The organism is Streptomyces sp. NPDC004561 (assembly GCF_053602155.1).
Genome location: NZ_JBSGDB010000214.1, coordinates 1 through 14,429, shown reverse-complemented (window position 1 = coordinate 14,429; position 14,429 = coordinate 1). Strand labels below are relative to the sequence as shown.

Genomic DNA, 14,429 nt, shown 5'->3' with positions numbered 1-14,429 from the left:
CTGCCGGCAGAACAGCACCGACGCGGTCGTCGTCCCCCGCTCCGACCAGCCGACCGTCGACTGCACCCCGATGATCAGCGGCAGCTTTTCGGTAAGAAGTATGAGGGTGCGTCGGCCGGCCTCCGGCCCCTGCGGGCCGCCCGTGCGCGGCTCCTGAGCCGGCGTTCCCTCAACTCCGTACCGCCAAGCGGAATTTCACGCTCCGAACCCGGACGACCCATGGTGCCGCGGTGGAGATATCGGTGATCGACCGCTCCGGTTTCCCGAATCCGGGCCTTCCCTTTCTCGACGTAACGCTGCGTAACACGCGCGCAATGCAACACCCCGGTTTCCCCTTGAGGGGAGCGCCTTCCCGGGAGATTTCCGTGTCGCTTCCCGGGCCCGCGACCGGCCGGACCGCACCGCGGGCCCACGGCCAACCGGAAGTGCGGGTTCTCGAAATGTGGACCGAGAGGAAAATCCGCCAAAACGGCTGAGAGCGTCCTCACCGGAAGTCGGCCGTCCACGCCGTCATAACAAGAAAGTCACAAGCGAGCGCACGGCGCTGCCCAGGTATCCATAGCGGGCTTAGAGTCACGGCCAGTCACCGCTCCAACGGGAGTTCGGTACCGGCGCAGCACCCGCCACGCCCCTCAGGGGGCCGGACGTGCCTGCGGAAAGGATCGATTGTGCGACAGCGTTCTCTGGTGATTCTTACCTCCGTGCTGACGACCGGAGCCCTGACTCTCACCGCCTGCGGCTCCCGCAACAACGACAGCAAGGGCGGCGACAGCGGCAACACGACGGTCGTGATCGGCGTCGACGCCCCGCTGACCGGGCAGAACTCCGCCACGGGCCTCGGCATCCAGTACGGCGCTCAGATCGCCGTCGACGACGCCAACAAGAACAAGACCGTCCCCGGCGTCACCTTCAAGATCAAGCCGCTGGACGACAAGGCGATCCCGGCCACCGGCCAGCAGAACGCCACCCAGCTCGTCTCCGAGAGCGACGTGCTCGGTGTCGTCGGCCCGCTCAACTCCGGTGTGGCCACGCAGATGCAGCAGGTCTTCGCCACCGCCAACCTGGTGGAGATCTCCCCGTCCAACACCGCCCCCGAGCTGACCCAGGGCAAGAACTGGCAGACCAGCAAGTCCCGCCCGTTCAAGACCTACTTCCGCACCGCGACCACCGACGCCCTGCAGGGCGCCTTCGCCGCGGACTACGCCTTCAACGGCCTGCACAAGAAGAAGGCGTTCGTCGTCGACGACAAGCAGACCTACGGCGCCGGCCTCTCGAAGATCTTCCGGGAGCAGTTCACCAAGCAGGGCGGCAAGGTCATCGGCACCGACCACGTCAACGTGGGCGACCGTGACTTCTCCACCCTCGTCACCAAGATCAAGAACTCGGGCGCCGACATCCTGTACTACGGCGGCCAGTACGACGAGTCCCAGGTGCTGACCAAGCAGCTCAAGGACGCCGGCGCCAAGATCCCGCTGTTCGGCGGCGACGGCATGTTCACCCCGACCTACATCAAGACCGCCGGCAAGGCCTCCGAGGGCGACCTGGTGACCTCCATCGGCGTCCCGGTCGACACCCTGCCCGCCGCCAAGGACTTCGTGGCCACCTACAAGGCCAAGAACTACCCCGGCGACTACGGCACTTACGGTTCGTACTCCTACGACGCCGCCACCGCGATCATCAAGGCCGTCGGCCAGATCGTGAAGAACGGCAAGGTTCCCTCCGACGCCCGCTCCCAGGTCGTCAGCGCCGTCCAGAGCACCTCCTTCGACGGCATCTCCGGCAAGATCTCGTTCGACGAGTACGGCGACACCACCAACAAGCAGCTGACGGTCTACCAGGTCGTCAACGGTGCTTGGAAGTCCGTCAAGAGCGGCACCGCCAGCCCGAAGTAACCCACGGGAACACCCCGCAACACCAGGGCCGCGCGGCACAGACCACCGTCACCGCGCGGCCCGCCTTCTACGCCCCCCCTTGACTCTCCCCACCACATGGAGGCCATGCGGTGAACACCCTGCCGCAGCAGCTGGCCAACGGGCTGTTCCTCGGCTCGATGTACGGCCTGATCGCCATCGGGTACACGATGGTGTACGGCATCGTCCAGCTCATCAACTTCGCCCACGGCGAGATCTTCATGACGGGAGGCTTCGGCGCCCTCACGGTGTACCTCGCCCTGCCGGACGGCATATCCATGTGGATAGCCCTGCCGGCGATGCTCATCGGCGGTGCCCTGGTCGCCGTGCTCATCGCCGTCGGCGCCGAACGCTTCGCCTACCGACCGCTGCGCGGGGCGCCACGCCTGGCTCCGCTCATCACGGCCATCGGCCTCTCGCTCGCGCTCCAGCAGCTCGTCTTCAACGTGTACCCCGACGCCAAGACCGCCCGGGTCTTCCCGCAACTGCCGTTCGGGCCCTACCACCTGGGCTCGGTCACCATCCAGAGCGGCGACGTCTTCCTGATCATCGCCGCCCCGCTCTGCATGGCGATTCTGGCCTTCTTCGTACGGCTCTCGCGCACCGGCCGGGCCATGCAGGCCACCGCGCAGGACCCGGACACCGCCCAGCTGATGGGCATCGACACCAACCGCATCATCGTCATCGCGTTCGCCATCGGCGGCCTGTTCGCGGCGGTCGCGGGCACGGCGTACGGCCTCAAGTACGGTTCGGTCTCCTACGACATGGGCTTCATCGCCGGTCTGAAGGCGTTCACCGCGGCCGTCCTCGGCGGCATCGGCAACATCTACGGCGCCATGCTCGGCGGTCTCGTCCTCGGTCTCGCCGAGGCCATGGCCACCGCCTACATCGCGAACATCCCCGGCATGCAGCAGCTCGGCGGCGGCGGCTGGGCCGCGGTGTGGGCCTTCGTCCTCCTCATCCTCGTACTCCTCTTCAGGCCACAGGGCCTGCTCGGCGAACGCGTCGCGGACAGGGCGTGAGCACCATGACCGACACCACCACCCAGACCCCGGCCGGGCGCGGACCCATACCGCTTCCCCCCGTCGCGGCCCGGCTGCTCGTCATCGCCGGCGCCGTCGGCACCATCGCCAGCACCTTCCTCAGCTGGACCTGGACGCCGGACTTCCCAGGCGACCTGACCATCTACGGCTACCCGGCCGGCCTGCAGGTCCTCGCCCTGGTGGCCGGTGCCCTCACGCTGCTGATCGGGCTCGGCCTGTGGAACGTGAAGGGGCTCGACCGGCTGAACCCCGCGGGCGCCACCACCCCCGTCTTCCTGACCGCGCTCTCGGCGTTCGCCGTCTGCTGGTTCACCGGCATCGCCATCGCCGTGGACCTCGGCGGTCTGGTCAACCTCGACCCCGGCGCCTTCGTGGCGATGGCCGCCTCGGCCCTGTCCGTCATCGGCGCCCTCGCCCTGCCCCACCCGGCGCCGGGCACCGGCGTCCGCGGCTACTTCACCAAGCCGGACCAGCCCCGCCCCGGCCCGCTCTCCCCGCTCGCCGAGCGCGCCGTCATCACCCTGGGCACCGCCCTGGGCCTGGTGGTCTTCACCTACGGCATCGGCATCAACGACGACGACAGCGAGACCTTCATCGGCTTCATCCTCCTCGTCGTCTTCGCCGCCTGGGGCCTCATCCACGCGGGTCTCCTCGACCGGTACGCGACCATCTCCGCGCGGCACAAGGGCTTCGCGGCGACGCTCGCCTTCGTCGCCGCCGTGCTCTTCCCCTTCACCCAGAGCGACGACCACAACGCCAACATCGGCGCCAACATCCTGATCTTCGCCACGGTCGCCCTCGGTCTGAACATCGTCGTCGGCCTGACCGGTCTGCTCGACCTCGGTTACGTCGCCTTCCTCGGCGTCGGCGCCTACGCGGCCGCCCTGGTCTCCGGCTCGGAGTACTCCCGGTTCTCCGGCGTGCACTTCCCCTTCTGGGCCGCCGCGCTCACCGGCATGGCCGCCTCGCTGGTCTTCGGTGTGCTCATCGGCGCCCCGACGCTGCGGCTGCGCGGCGACTACCTGGCCATCGTCACGCTCGGCTTCGGTGAGATCTTCCGCATCGCGGTCAACAACCTCGACGGCGACTCCGGGCCGAACATCACCCGCGGCCCCAACGGCATCACCCAGATCCCGGACCTGAGCATCTTCGGGTTCAACCTCGGCGAGCAGCACGACATCGCCGGGTTCACGCTGGGCCGGTTCGCCAACTACCTGTTCCTGATGCTCGTCGTCACGGCCATCGTCGTGCTCGTCTTCACCCGCGCCGCAGACTCCCGCATCGGCCGCTCCTGGATCGCCATCCGCGAGGACGAGACCGCCGCCACCGCCATGGGCATCAACGGCTTCCGGGTCAAGCTGATCGCCTTCGCGCTCGGCGCCTCCCTCGCGGGACTCGCCGGCACCGTGATGGCGCACGTCAACTACAGCGTCAACCCGCAGCCGTACCAGTTCGCCGGCGCCGCCCCGCCCAACTCGGCCTTCCTGCTGGCCGCCGTCGTCCTCGGCGGCATGGGCACCGTCAGCGGCCCGCTGCTCGGTGCGAGCGTCCTCTACCTGGTCCCGGAGAAGCTCCAGTTCCTGCAGAACTACGAGCTGCTCGCGTTCGGTGTCGCCCTCATCCTGCTCATGCGGTTCCGGCCGGAGGGCATCATCGCCAACCGCCGCCGCCAGCTGGAGTTCCACGAGACCGGCCAACTCGACGTACCGGCACAGACGACGCTGTCCGACGACGCGGCCGTCACCAAGGCAGGGGCGTAAGGAACCATGACGACACCTGTACTCGAAGCCCGTGACGTCACCATGCGGTTCGGCGGCCTCACCGCCGTCCGGTCCGTCGACTTCACGGTCAACAGCGGCGAGATCGTCGGCCTGATCGGCCCGAACGGCGCCGGCAAGACCACGTTCTTCAACTGCCTCACCGGCCTGTACATCCCCACCGAGGGCAAGGTCGCCTACAAGGGCAGGGTGCTGCCGCCCAAGCCGCACCTGGTGACGCAGGCGGGCATCGCCCGTACGTTCCAGAACATCCGGCTCTTCGCCAACATGACGGTGCTGGAGAACGTCCTCGTGGGCCGCCACACGCGGACCAAGGAGGGCCTGTGGTCGGCGCTGCTGCGCGGCCCCGGCTTCCGCAAGGCCGAGAAGGAGTCCGAGGCGCGGGCCATGGAACTCCTGGAGTTCGTCGGCCTCGCCGGCAAGCGCGACCACCTGGCGCGCAACCTGCCCTACGGCGAGCAGCGCAAGCTGGAGATCGCGCGGGCCCTCGCCAGCGAGCCGGGCCTGCTGCTGCTCGACGAGCCGACGGCCGGCATGAACCCGCAGGAGACCCGGGCCACCGAGGAACTGGTCTTCGCCATCCGGGACAAGGGCATCGCCGTGCTCGTCATCGAGCACGACATGCGCTTCATCTTCAACCTGTGCGACCGCGTCGCCGTGCTCGTCCAGGGCGAGAAGCTCATCGAGGGCACCTCCGAGGTCGTCCAGGCCGACGAGCGGGTGATCGCCGCCTACCTGGGCGAGCCCTTCGAGGGCGACCCGGGCGAGGCGGAGGCCGCCGCGGTCGCGGCAGCCGAGGCGGCCGCCGACGCCGCCCCGGCCGAGACCGCGGAGAGCCCGGACAGTCCCGACAGCGCGGACAGCCCGGAAGGCGCCGAGAGCACCGGGAGCGCGGACAGCGCCGACGCGGAGAGCGCCGAGAGCACCAGCACCACCGAGGGAGAGGCCCAGTGACCGCACTGCTGGAGGTCGAGGACCTCAGGGTCGCCTACGGCAAGATCGAGGCCGTCAAGGGCATCTCGTTCAGCGTCGAGGCCGGCCAGGTCGTCACCCTCATCGGCACCAACGGCGCCGGCAAGACGACGACCCTGCGCACCCTCTCGGGCCTGCTGAAGCCCGTCAGCGGGAAGATCGCCTTCGACGGCAAGCCGCTCACCGGCGTCCCGGCGCACAAGATCGTCGCGCTGGGGCTCGCCCACTCCCCCGAGGGCCGGCACATCTTCCCGCGCCTGACCATCGCCGAGAACCTCCAGCTCGGCGCCTTCCTCCGCAAGGACAAGGAGGGCGTCGAGAAGGACGTCAAGCGGGCCTACGAGCTGTTCCCCATCCTGGGCGAGCGGCGCAAGCAGGCCGCGGGCACCCTCTCGGGCGGCGAGCAGCAGATGCTGGCGATGGGCAGGGCGCTGATGTCCCGGCCGAAGCTGCTGATGCTGGACGAGCCGTCCATGGGCCTGTCGCCGATCATGATGCAGAAGATCATGGCGACGATCGCCGAGCTGAAGTCCGAGGGCACGACGATCCTGCTGGTGGAGCAGAACGCCCAGGCGGCGCTCTCGCTCGCCGACCAGGGCCACGTCATGGAGGTCGGCTCGATCGTCCTGTCGGGCAGCGGCCAGGACCTGCTGCACGACGAGTCGGTCCGCAAGGCGTACCTCGGCGAGGACTGACCGCCGGACACGACGAGGCCCGCGCCCCCTTCTCCGGGGTGCGGGCCTCGTCGGCCGTCGTACGGCGCCGGTGCTCGGGGAGCACGCGGGGGCTCAGCCCTTCTTCGCGGCCTTCTTCTCCTCGTCGTCCGCGATGACGGCCTCGGCGACCTGCTGCATCGACATGCGGCGGTCCATCGACGTCTTCTGGATCCAGCGGAAGGCGGCCGGCTCGGTCAGCCCGTACTCGGTCTGGAGGATGGACTTCGCGCGGTCGACCAGCTTGCGGGTCTCCAGCCGCAGGGTGAGGTCGGCGACCTCCTTCTCCAGCTGCTTCAGCTCGGTGAAGCGGGAGACCGCCATCTCGATGGCCGGGACGACGTCGCTCTTGCTGAACGGCTTGACCAGGTACGCCATGGCGCCGGCGTCCCGGGCGCGCTCGACGAGGTCGCGCTGCGAGAACGCGGTGAGCATCAGGACCGGCGCGATGGACTCCTCGGCGATCTTCTCGGCCGCGGAGATGCCGTCCAGCTTGGGCATCTTCACGTCCAGGATGACCAGGTCCGGCCGGTGCTCGCGGGCCAGCTCGACGGCCTGCTCACCGTCCCCGGCCTCACCGACGACGCTGTAGCCCTCCTCCTCCAGCATCTCCTTCAGGTCGAGCCGGATCAGGGCCTCGTCCTCGGCGATGACGACGCGGGTCGTCAGCGGAGGCACGTGCGACTTGTCGTCGTCGGGCGCGTCTACGGGCTGGGGCGACTCGGCGGTCACGGGGGCTCCTCGCTCAGGGCAGGTGTACTGCTGACAAGAGCCTACCTAGCTACGGTATGGTGGACGCGCGGAGGGTCGGGGGAAACCTTGGATTCTGCGAGCCCCGGTAGCCCAATTGGCAGCAGGCAACGGATTCAAAACCCGTACAGTGTCGGTTCGAGTCCGACCCGGGGCACTTTTCCTTGGATTCCAAGGTCACTGTTTATGCGGGCCCCCTGGTCGAGGGGCCCTTTTTTCACGCCTTCGGCTGTCGTCGTCATGCCTTCGGGCTGTCGTCCTCACCGATGTGGTGGACGCGGACCATGTTGGTCGAGCCGGAGACACCGGGCGGGGAGCCCGCGGTGATCACCACGACATCACCCTTCTGGCAGCGGCCGTACCGCAGCAGCAGTTCGTCCACCTGGTCGACCATGGCGTCCGTCGAGTCGACGTGCGGGCCGAGGAAGGTCTCCGCGCCCCAGGTGAGGCTGAGCTCGGAGCGGGTGGCCGGCTCGGGGGTGAAGGCGAGCAGCGGGATCGGCGAGCGGTAGCGGGAGAGCCGGCGGGCCGTGTCTCCCGACTGGGTGAAGGCCACGAGGAACTTCGCGCCGAGGAAGTCGCCCATCTCGGCGGCGGCCCGGGCGACCGCGCCGCCCTGGGTGCGGGGCTTGTTCCGCTCGGTCAGCGGCGGCAGGCCCTTGGCCAGCATGTCCTCCTCGGCCGCCGCGACGATCTTCGCCATGGTGCGCACGGTCTCCACCGGGTGACGGCCGACGCTGGTCTCACCGGAGAGCATCACCGCGTCCGTGCCGTCGAGGACGGCGTTGGCCACGTCCGAGGCCTCGGCGCGGGTCGGGCGGGAGTTGACGATCATCGAGTCGAGCATCTGGGTGGCGACGATGACCGGCTTGGCGTTGCGCTTGGCGAGCTTGACGGCGCGCTTCTGGACGATCGGCACCTGCTCCAGGGGCATCTCCACGCCCAGGTCGCCGCGCGCGACCATCAGCCCGTCGAAGGCGGCCACGATGTCGTCGAGGTTCGCCACGGCCTGCGGCTTCTCGATCTTGGCGATCACCGGGAGGCGGCGGCCCTCGTCGGCCATGATCCGGTGCACGACCCTGGCGTCGTCGCCGCTGCGCACGAAGGAGAGCGCGACGACGTCGAACCCGGTGCGCAGCGCCCAGCGCAGGTCGTCCTCGTCCTTCTCGGAGAGGGCGGGGACGGAGACGGCGACGCCGGGGAGGTTCAGGCCCTTGTGGTCGGAGACCATGCCGCCCTCGACCACCCGGGTGCGGACGCGGGGGCCGTCGACGGCGGTGACCTCCAGGCAGACCTTCCCGTCGTCCACCAGGACGCGCTCACCGGGCGCGACGTCGTCGGCGAGGCCGGCGTAGGTGGTGCCGCACCGGTGGCGGTCGCCCTCGACGCCCTCCTCCACGGTGATCGTGAAGGTGTCGCCGCGTTCAAGGAGTACCGGTCCTTCGGCGAAGCGGCCGAGCCGGATCTTCGGACCTTGAAGGTCGGCGAGGATTCCGACGCTGCGGCCGGTCTCGTCGGCCGCCTTTCGCACGCGCTGATAACGCTCCTCGTGTTCGGCGTGCGTGCCGTGGCTGAGGTTGAAGCGGGCGACGTCCATTCCGGCGTCGACCAGTGCCTTGATCTGGTCGTACGAGTCGGTGGCGGGCCCCAATGTACAAACGATCTTTGCTCGGCGCATGTTTTCGAGCCTAGACCTTACCCACGGGTAGAGATTCCGGGCGGCGTGACTACTCAACAACGCTTGAGTGAAGCCTTATTGACAAGTGTTGAATTGTGCGGGGCACCGCTCCTATGAGCGAATTCCCCGCACCTCCCGCTTCTGTTTCTTTGCCGAGGCCATTACTGAGGGTGAATGCGCGGCTGTGCGGGCCGGCCGGTCACCTTCCCTCGACGAGTGGCGTCAGTTGCCTCGGCCGCCGGGTCTGCGGGACGCGGGCGGGGCCCTCGAGCCCGAACGTGGTGAAGGCGGTGCGGGCGGGGAGCGGGTAGGTCTCCTTCCCGGTCACGGAGTTGAGGATGGCGGCGCTGCGCCAGGCGGCGAGGCCGAGGTCGGGGGCGCCGACGCCGTGGGTGTGGAGCTCGGCGTTCTGGACGTAGAGGGAACCGGTCACCAAGGGGTCGAGGACCAGCCGGAACTCCCCGTCGACGCGCGGGCGTTCGCTGCTGTCGCGGCGCATGTAGGGGTCGAGCCCGGCGAGGATGCGGTCGAGGGGGCGTTCGCGGTAGCCGGTGGCGAGGACGACGGCGTCGGTGGTGAGCCGGGAGCGGCTGTCCTCCTGGAGGTGCTCCAGATGGAGTTCGATCCGGGTGTTGGCGATCCGGCCCGCGGTGCGCACCCGGACGCCGGGGGTGAGAACGGCGTCCGGCCAGCCGCCGTGCAGGGTGCGCCGGTACAGCTCGTCGTGGATGGCGGCGAGGGTGCCGGCGTCGATGCCCTTGTGCAGCTGCCACTGGGCGGCGACCAGCCGGTCGCGGACGGGCTCGGCGAGGGCGTGGAAGTAGCGGGTGTAGTCGGGGGTGAAGTGCTCCAGGCCGAGCTTGGAGTACTCCATCGGCGCGAACGCCTCGGTACGGCCGATCCAGTGCAGCTTCTCCAGGCCGGCCGGGCGGTGACGCAGCAGGTCGAGGAAGACCTCGGCGCCGGACTGTCCGGAGCCGACGACGGTGACGTGCCCGGCGGCGAGGACGGTGTCGCGGTGGGCGAGGTAGTCGGCGGCGTGGACGACGGGCACGCCGGGGGCGTCCACCAGGGGCCTGAGCGGGTCGGGCACGTGGGGGGCGGTGCCGACGCCGAGGACCACGTTGCGGGTGTAGGTGCGGCCGAGGGCCTCCGCCTCGCCCTCGGCGTCGAGCTGGGTGAAGTCGACCTCGAACGCGTCGCGTTCGGGGTTCCAGCGGACGGCGTCGACCTGGTGGCGGAAGCGCAGGCCGGGCAGGCTCTGCGCGACCCAGCGGCAGTAGGCGTCGTACTCGGCACGCTGGGTGTGGAAGCGCTCGGCGAAGTAGAAGGGGAAGAGCCGGTCGCGGCTCCTGAGGTAGTTGAGGAAGCTCCAGGGGCTGGTGGGGTCGGCGAGGGTCACCAGGTCGGCCAGGAACGGCACTTGGATGGTTGCGCCCTCGATGAGCAGGCCGGGGTGCCAGTCGAAGCCGGGCCGCTGCTCGTAGAAGACGGCGTCGAGTTCGGCGAGCGGGTGGGCGAGGGCGGCCAGGGAGAGGTTGCACGGTCCGATGCCGATGCCGACCAGGTCGCGGGGGGACTCGGGCTCGTGGCGTGGGGGGAGGGTCATCTGGGGGTGCTTCCTTCGACGAGTTTCAACAGGTGGGCCAGGTCGTCCGGCCGGGCGTGGGGGTTGAGGAGGGTGGCCTTGAGCCAGAGCCGGCCGTCGAGGCGGGCGCGGCCGAGGACGGCCCGGCCCTCGTGCAGCAGCCTGCGGCGTACGGTGGCCACGGCGTCGTCGGTGGCCCCGGCGGGGCGGAACAGGACCGTGCTGATGCCGGGGCGGCCGTACAGCTCGAAGCCGGGGTGGTCCTCGACGAGCGCGGCGAACTCGGCCGCCCGGTCGCAGACCTGGTCGACCAGGGCGCCCAGTCCGCTGCGGCCGAGGGTCTTCAGGGTGACGGCGATCTTGAGGACGTCGGGGCGGCGGGTGGTGCGCAGCGAGCGGTCGAGCAGGTCGGGGAGTCCGGCCTCGGTGTCGTCGTCGGCGTTGAGGTAGTCGGCGTGCTGGTGGAGCACGGCGAGTTCGCGCGGACGGGCGACGGCGAGCAGGCCCGCGGCGACCGGCTGCCAGCCGAGCTTGTGCAGGTCGAGGGTGACGGTGTGGGCGGCTTCGAGTCCGGCGAGCTTCTCGCGGTGCCGGCCGCTGAACAGGAGGCCTCCCCCGTAGGCGGCGTCGATGTGCAGGCGGGTGCCGTGCGCGGCGCACAGTGCGGCGATCTCGGGCAGCGGGTCGATGAGGCCGGCGTCGGTGGTGCCGGCGGTGGCGGCGACCAGCAGCGGGCCGGGGAGCGTGGTGAGGGCCGCGTCGAGGGCGGCCGGGTCGAGGGTGCCGTTCGGCGCCGGGACGACCACCGGGTCGGGCAGGCCGAGCAGCCAGGCGGCGCGGGCCAGGGAGTGGTGGGAGGCGGCGCCGCAGACGAGCTGGACGCTGCCGCCGTGGGCTTCGCGGGCGAGCAGCAGGGCGAGCTGGTTGGACTCGGTGCCGCCGGTGGTGACCACCGCGTCGGCCAGGCCGGCCTCGCGGGCGAGTTCGCGTGCGACGACGGCTTCGAGCGCGGAGGCGGCCGGGGCCTGGTCCCAGGAGTCCAGGGAGGGATTGAGGGCGCTCGCGGCGAGGTCGGCGGCGGTGGCGACGGCGAGCGGCGGGCAGTGCAGATGGGCCGCGCACAGCGGGTCGGCGGGGTCGGCGGCGCCCTCGGCGAGGGCGTGCACGAGGGCGCGCAGGGCATCGGGGTCGCCGTCGTCCGGCAGGACGTCCCCCAGGGTGTCGGCGACGCGTGCGGTGACGGCACCGGGTCCGCCTGCGGGGAGCGGGCCGCCGCGTGCCCGGCGCCCGGCCGCGAGCGCGTCGAGCACGGTGTCGAGCAGTGGCCGCAGGGCGTCGGGGCCGTCGGGCCCCGAGGCGAGGGGCGGCGTACGCATCGGCTCTCCTCCGCTCATGGCTCTCCTCCGGGGCGGGGCGCGCGCAACTCCGGCGGACTTCCCGGTCCGCGGGCCTGTGGGCCGCGGGCTTCCGGGTCCGGCCGGGTTCCGGCTTGTGAGTGGTCTTCCAGGTTGTGCGGAATGGGGGCCACGTGTCCCGGAAGTTCAACGATCGAAACCCGAAAGTGGGTACTCCCGTGCGGGGAAAACGCGTTGGAGCGGCGGCCGCGGAGGGTACGTTCAGTCAAATGGTTGACGCGTGGATGATCGACGTGCCCGGTGAGCGCGTGTTGGTCCGTGAACTCGGCCCGGCGGACGAGGAACCCCTGCTCAGGCTGTTCGAGGAGTGCGAGGACTGGTTCGTGGCGGCCACCGGCCTGCCGTCGGGGCCGGGCGATGTGCAGAGCCTGTTCTACGCGATGCCCGAAGGCGCGAGCCCCGACGACAAGGTCCTGCTGGTGCTGGAGCGGGACGGGGTGGTCGCGGGCGTCGTGGACGCGGTGCGCGACCATCCGGAGCCGGGGGCGGTGGCCGTGGGCCTGTTCCTGCTGGCGCCGTGGGCGCGCGGACGGGGCCTCGGCCGGGCCCTGGCCGTGTCCCTGCTGGCCCGGGCCGAGGACGCGTCGGTGGTGACGGCGACGGTCCCACCGGGCTGGCGGCCCGGCGAGTGCTTCCTCCAGCGGCTCGGTTTCACCCTGGACACGGGGACGCGCGGCACCACGGCCAACGACCGCCCGGGACCGCGCGAGGGAGGCGTACTACGGGCCGTCCTGCGACCAGCCGCTAGCTGAGTCCCGGGGCCGGCCCGGACGCCTCCTTTCGCGGACGCGGAGCCGCCGAGCTGCCGTGTGCCTCCCGCGACCCGAGCAGCCGGGCGGGGCACCGAGACGCAGCCGGTCCCCCGCGACCCGAGCCGCCGAGATACCGCCGGGCCCCCGCAACCCAAGCCGCCGGACAGGCAGCCGAGATACCGAGCGGCCGAGCAGCCAGGCGAGACGCCGCTGGACTCCTCCGAGTCAAGGCACCGGACGGGCCCACCGAGGCACCGCCGCTCTCCCCCGACTCAAGCCCCCGGACGCGCCACCGAGACACCGAAGGATTCCCCGACCCAAGCCACCGAGCGCGCCACCAAGTCACCGCCGCACTCCCCCAACCCAAACCCCCGGACGCGCCACCAACACACCGCCGATCCCCCACGACCCAAGCCGCCGGACGGCCCTAGGCCCTGAAGTCCCCGGCGTGGTCCCTGGCCCACTGGGCAAAGGTGCGGGCCGGGGTGGCGGTGAGCTTCTCGACCGTGTCGGTGATCTCCGGGGGCACGCCGACGGTCCCCGCGAAGGTCTCCAGCAGCCGTTCGAGCATCTGCGGCGGCACGTGCGGGAAGAGTTCCGGGCCCGCCTCGCGCGGGTCCACCTCGACGAAGGCCAGTTCCCTGCCGACGGCCGCCCCGATCGCCGCGACCTGCCCGGCGTTGGTGATCGCCTCGGGCCCGGTCAGCCGGTGCGCGGCGCCCTCGTGCCCGCCTTCGAGCAGCGCGCGCTCGGCGACGGCCGCGATGTCGTCCTCGTGGATGGGTGCGGAGAGTCCGCCCGCGAACACGCCCCGGACGGTGTTCCCGGCACGGATCTGCGGTGCCCACTGCAGGGCGTTGGTGGCGAACGCGTTGGGCCGCAGAAACGTCCAGGCGAGCCCGCTGTCGCGAATCTGCCGTTCGGCGGTGGCGTGCATGACGTGGATGGGGTGGGTCTCGTCGGCGCCCTCCGTGATGATGCCGCTGGAGAGCAGGACGACGTGCCGGACGCCGTGCGCGCGGGCCGCCTCCAGCAGGGGGGCGGCGCCCGCCTGGGCGTAGAGGAAGAGCTTCGTCGCCCCGTCGAACAGGGCGGCGGGGTCCTCCGGCCGGAACCGGACCACCTCGGCCCGCTCGGGCAGCGCGGCCCGTCCGGGGTCGCGGGTCAGCGCGCGTACGGGCTGACCCGCGGCGAGGAGACGGTCGACGAGGGCACGGCCGACGTTGCCGGTCGCGCCGGTCACTACGATCACGATGCTGCCTCCACAGGCTCGGCTGATCGTTCCCGACCGAGCCTAGGAGGGTGACCGGGGCGCCGCATCGTCGCCGGGGACCAGCCGCGCCCTACGTCGTGGGACCTACTTCCCCCGCTCCTCCCCGCGCGCCCGATGGGCCCTGGCCAGGTCGTCGAGGCGGTCGGCGAGGGTGCGGCGCAGGGCCGGGGTGAGGTCGGCGTCCTCCAGGCAGGCCTCGCCGAGCCGCAGGTTCTCGGCGTCGACGGCGTGGGCCGGGAAGCACCAGCGGCCGGCGGCGACGGCCATGGCGGGGCCGCGGCGGGTGGCGACGGCGACCGCGTCGGCGTAGAAGCGCGGCACGTACTCCCGTACCAGCTCGGCCTGTTCGGGCTGCCAGAAGCCCTGCGCGGTGGCCGTGAAGAGGTAGTTGGACAGGTCGTCGCCGGCGAACATCGCCTCCCAGGCCGCGCGCTTGGCCTCGGGGTCGGGCAGGGCGGCGCGGCAGCGGGCGGCGCCCTCCTGGCAGGTGGCGCTCGGGTCGCGCTCCAGCTCGGCGGCGATGGCGGCCTCGTCGGTGGCGCCGAGCACGGCGAGCC

Annotated in this window: 12 protein-coding genes and 1 tRNA gene; 7 read left to right on the top strand and 6 right to left on the bottom strand. The window is 71.0% G+C overall.

Annotated features, from left to right (window positions below):
• The first annotated feature begins 668 nt into the window (after positions 1-668).
• The 5 genes from ACWEN3_RS25550 to ACWEN3_RS25530 all read left to right on the top strand — a co-directional run bounded on the left by ACWEN3_RS25550 (position 669) and on the right by ACWEN3_RS25530 (position 6,398).
• Entirely contained in the window at positions 669-1,892 is a 1,224-nt protein-coding gene (locus ACWEN3_RS25550; protein WP_452975300.1) for a branched-chain amino acid ABC transporter substrate-binding protein, read from the top strand.
• A gap of 110 nt (positions 1,893-2,002) precedes the next feature.
• Positions 2,003-2,932: a branched-chain amino acid ABC transporter permease gene (locus tag ACWEN3_RS25545; RefSeq protein ID WP_452975297.1), complete on the top strand. Its 930-nt coding sequence runs from the start codon at positions 2,003-2,005 to the stop codon at positions 2,930-2,932.
• A 5-nt stretch (positions 2,933-2,937) separates the two neighbouring features.
• Complete coding sequence (locus ACWEN3_RS25540; RefSeq protein ID WP_452975303.1) at positions 2,938-4,713, top strand: branched-chain amino acid ABC transporter permease; 1,776 nt, start codon at positions 2,938-2,940, stop codon at positions 4,711-4,713.
• 6 nt (positions 4,714-4,719) lie between these two features.
• Positions 4,720-5,685 carry an ABC transporter ATP-binding protein gene (locus ACWEN3_RS25535; protein WP_452975294.1) on the top strand — a complete coding sequence of 322 codons (966 nt, stop codon included), beginning with the start codon at positions 4,720-4,722 and terminating at the stop codon, positions 5,683-5,685.
• Entirely contained in the window at positions 5,682-6,398 is a 717-nt protein-coding gene (locus tag ACWEN3_RS25530) for an ABC transporter ATP-binding protein (RefSeq protein ID WP_452975291.1), read from the top strand. Before ACWEN3_RS25535 ends, ACWEN3_RS25530 begins: the two co-directional genes overlap by 4 nt.
• Positions 6,399-6,491: 93 nt before the next feature.
• On the opposite strand, the gene ACWEN3_RS25525 is transcribed toward ACWEN3_RS25530, so the two are convergent.
• Positions 6,492-7,148: an ANTAR domain-containing response regulator gene (locus ACWEN3_RS25525; RefSeq protein ID WP_452975288.1), complete on the bottom strand. Its 657-nt coding sequence runs from the start codon at positions 7,146-7,148 to the stop codon at positions 6,492-6,494.
• 100 nt (positions 7,149-7,248) lie between these two features.
• On the opposite strand from ACWEN3_RS25525, the gene ACWEN3_RS25520 reads away from it, so the two are divergent.
• Positions 7,249-7,323, top strand: a tRNA-Leu gene (locus ACWEN3_RS25520).
• A gap of 81 nt (positions 7,324-7,404) precedes the next feature.
• On the opposite strand, the gene pyk is transcribed toward ACWEN3_RS25520, so the two are convergent.
• The 3 genes from pyk to ACWEN3_RS25505 form a co-directional block, all read right to left on the bottom strand.
• Positions 7,405-8,844, bottom strand: coding sequence for a pyruvate kinase (gene pyk, locus ACWEN3_RS25515; protein ID WP_452975285.1), 1,440 nt, complete (start codon positions 8,842-8,844; stop codon positions 7,405-7,407).
• Between the two features lie 199 nt (positions 8,845-9,043).
• Positions 9,044-10,453 carry a lysine N(6)-hydroxylase/L-ornithine N(5)-oxygenase family protein gene (locus ACWEN3_RS25510; protein ID WP_452975282.1) on the bottom strand — a complete coding sequence of 470 codons (1,410 nt, stop codon included), beginning with the start codon at positions 10,451-10,453 and terminating at the stop codon, positions 9,044-9,046.
• A complete protein-coding gene (locus tag ACWEN3_RS25505) occupies positions 10,450-11,808 on the bottom strand; it encodes a pyridoxal phosphate-dependent decarboxylase family protein (protein ID WP_452975279.1) in 1,359 nt (452 codons plus the stop codon). The genes ACWEN3_RS25510 and ACWEN3_RS25505 overlap by 4 nt, the downstream gene beginning before the upstream one ends.
• Positions 11,809-12,056: 248 nt before the next feature.
• Between ACWEN3_RS25505 and ACWEN3_RS25500 the strand changes: the two genes are divergently transcribed.
• The gene (locus tag ACWEN3_RS25500) at positions 12,057-12,599 is read left to right on the top strand and encodes a GNAT family N-acetyltransferase (RefSeq protein WP_452975276.1); all 543 of its coding nucleotides are present in this window, start codon (positions 12,057-12,059) and stop codon (positions 12,597-12,599) included.
• 427 nt (positions 12,600-13,026) lie between these two features.
• Here the strand turns inward: ACWEN3_RS25500 and ACWEN3_RS25495 are convergent, their stop codons facing one another.
• Positions 13,027-13,851 (bottom strand): NAD(P)H-binding protein, encoded by an 825-nt coding sequence (locus ACWEN3_RS25495; protein ID WP_452975273.1) that lies wholly within the window; start codon positions 13,849-13,851, stop codon positions 13,027-13,029.
• 105 nt (positions 13,852-13,956) lie between these two features.
• Positions 13,957-14,429: ERAP1-like C-terminal domain-containing protein (locus ACWEN3_RS25490; RefSeq protein ID WP_452975270.1), on the bottom strand; the 473-nt coding region annotated here is incomplete at its 5' end.

Coding starts and splice junctions, on each gene's coding strand:
- ACWEN3_RS25505 (WP_452975279.1), bottom strand. CDS start 11,808: ATGCGTACGCCGCCCCTCGCCTCGGGGCCCGACGGCCCCGACGCCCTG.
- pyk (WP_452975285.1), bottom strand. CDS start 8,844: ATGCGCCGAGCAAAGATCGTTTGTACATTGGGGCCCGCCACCGACTCG.
- ACWEN3_RS25540 (WP_452975303.1), top strand. CDS start 2,938: ATGACCGACACCACCACCCAGACCCCGGCCGGGCGCGGACCCATACCG.
- ACWEN3_RS25500 (WP_452975276.1), top strand. CDS start 12,057: ATGGTTGACGCGTGGATGATCGACGTGCCCGGTGAGCGCGTGTTGGTC.
- ACWEN3_RS25510 (WP_452975282.1), bottom strand. CDS start 10,453: ATGACCCTCCCCCCACGCCACGAGCCCGAGTCCCCCCGCGACCTGGTC.
- ACWEN3_RS25535 (WP_452975294.1), top strand. CDS start 4,720: ATGACGACACCTGTACTCGAAGCCCGTGACGTCACCATGCGGTTCGGC.